A 1,844-nucleotide genomic window follows, 5' to 3' on the forward strand; every position below is an offset into this window, starting at 1 on the left:
GGAATATCATCTTCATAATTACCAATGTTTAGATTTAAAAACGGTATGCCGGCAGAAGCACCTGAACGGGCACCAGAATTACCGGCAGTCGCTAGATAGTCTTCTAGCGCATTATTGTTTGCCAGATACGTAGCGCCGCGTAATATTTCCGCGTTGATTATTTTGCTTTTGAGCGCCTGGTTTTCCCAATCTACTTGTAAATCCTTATACCTTAATTTAAGCATCGCCGAATAGATCAGCGTCAAATTGTGTAGTGTAAATAATGTATCAAAAATCCTGTTTCCTGTTTTTGAAAGTTGAACTTGATCGACGCTAACCAAATCTCGTTTTTCTGACAAGGATAATCCAGCGAGCAAACAAATTCGCATTATCTTGTTATTCGCAAGGATTAATGGCTTTTGCCGTGGCGAATATTTATTTAAATTGATCCGCTGTTCCAACTTCATCCGAATATGTGAAAGTTCTTCAGCTATGCCCTCAGCCTGCCGTGCGTTTTGAAAATTGATAATACTCATATGCTCGGAATATTAAAGTATCCTGGTATAATTTGCGTTTCTTGCTGTTGTATATTTCTTACCAATGTGAATGTTTTTGAAATAAACGGTTCGATTTTTTCGTAGTCCTTTTCAGGCCGAATTTCGCTGTCTGAACTTAACAGAATTGTTTGGTGCGATAATTCAGGGAAATAATTCTCCAAAACCGTAGATCGGCTTGTTTCATCCAATACGCCCATTACTGTATCAATCATAACAGGCGGGTCGTAATCGCCAAACTCGTGGAGAGCCTTAAGCAGTACTTGAACAACAATTTGTTTTGAAGCGGTATTTAATTGGTTCAAATAGATCTCGTTTCCTGCCTTATGGTAGAGTTTAAAAGTAAGATTATTTAAACTTTCAGATAGTTCAACCCGCTCAATTACATCCTTGTAAGCAGCAAGGTTGATGTTTAAATCAGCCTTCATTTTTTGTTCTATTTGCAGCTTCTTTACTTTTAGCAGCCGATTGGCGACATCCTCAAAAAAGCCCTTTAATTTGGCCAATGTATCATATTTCGGATCAGGCTCCTGGCTCATTTGTATATCATATTGATGGATCCGTTTCTCGATATTTTTTATTCCGGTTTGTAGGTCTATGATTTGGATTTCATAGTTCCTGATATTTGCTTCATTATCCTCGAACGCCTTTAATAAGGTGTAATCCCTCCCTGTGATTTGCGCCCTCATTTGCTCAATTTGCAGTTCGAATCCAAAAATTTGGCTTAAACTTAAATTTAACTCTTCATGCTGCTGATGCAGAGAGGGGAACATATTAATGGACCGGTTATTTAAAAGGCCTTCCAGTGCTTTCACTTCCGAAAAGTCTAAAAAGTCGTAGTCGTCATTTGCCGATGTACCATCCGAAGAAGCAAGGACGGCGTCCACTAAATCCGCGAGCGCGATGTCTTTTGTTAATAATTTATGATCTGTCAACCAGGTGATAATCGTCTTGCTGATGGCCTCAACCTGCTCAGGCGTTATATTCGAATTGGCTAGTTGCTGATTGTCTAATTTGATTTTTAGGATAAGGCTGATTTCTTGTTTTATCGATTCAAGCAGCTTTGGTAAACTTAAATTCAGCTCAATATCTTTTATAAAATCGTCTATATCGCTTCTATAAACAGCTTCTTTTTTGTAAATATTTTCAATTTGGGTGTGGGTCTGTTCTATTTTATTTTTGATAGTGGATTCCTGGTTTAAACCGCTTTTTAAGTTATCGTACAATTCCCGATTGGCCACAGAGTATTGAAGAGCGTCCTGTAATTTCGACTCTACTTGCTGTAGCTGCTCCTCTTTTGTTTTTTTATCA

At 38.2% G+C, this 1,844-nt stretch carries 2 protein-coding genes; both read right to left on the reverse strand.

Annotated features, from left to right (window positions below; translation table 11 throughout):
* Nucleotides 1-515 (reverse strand): hypothetical protein (locus tag QZY09_RS08640; RefSeq protein WP_295671088.1); only part of this gene is annotated, 515 nt, incomplete at its 3' end.
* A partial coding sequence (locus tag QZY09_RS08645) for a hypothetical protein (protein ID WP_295671091.1) occupies nt 512-1,844 on the reverse strand: 1,333 nt, incomplete at its 5' end. The genes QZY09_RS08645 and QZY09_RS08640, both read right to left, overlap by 4 nt.

The sequence above is a fragment of the uncultured Mucilaginibacter sp. genome, from assembly GCF_903913935.1.
Lineage (GTDB): Bacteria > Bacteroidota > Bacteroidia > Sphingobacteriales > Sphingobacteriaceae > Mucilaginibacter.